At 64.9% G+C, this 285-nt stretch carries 1 pseudogene; it reads right to left on the bottom strand.

Annotated features, from left to right (window positions below):
* Positions 1-285: pseudogene (locus tag EN853_RS33655) on the bottom strand (MFS transporter); the annotation flags it as partial.

The raw sequence follows: 285 nt of genomic DNA, 5'->3' as shown, positions 1-285 counted from the left end.
GTTGCGGACGCCATCGCCGAAAAAGCGCATGATCGCCATGACGCCGGAGAAGGCGGCGTAGGCAAGGCCGGCGACGGCGAGGTCGGCGCCGAGTTCCTGCCGCAGATACAGGGCCGCCCAGTCGAGCACCGCGCCCTCGGAAATCATCGTCAGTAGGGCCATCAGGCCGATCAGGTAGACCAATGGGTTTGCCGGCAAAGCGAATTTATGATGCTCGGTCGCCTGCGGTCTGTTTTCGGCCACGATATGGGGCACCGCCGCCGCGATTGCCGCGAAGGCAAGCGC

Origin of the sequence: Mesorhizobium sp. M1C.F.Ca.ET.210.01.1.1 (assembly GCF_004791585.1) — a bacterium.
Classification (GTDB): Bacteria; Pseudomonadota; Alphaproteobacteria; order Rhizobiales; family Rhizobiaceae; genus Mesorhizobium.
The sequence above is the reverse complement of the archived record's forward strand: the minus strand, read 5'-3'. Positions and strand labels throughout refer to the sequence as shown.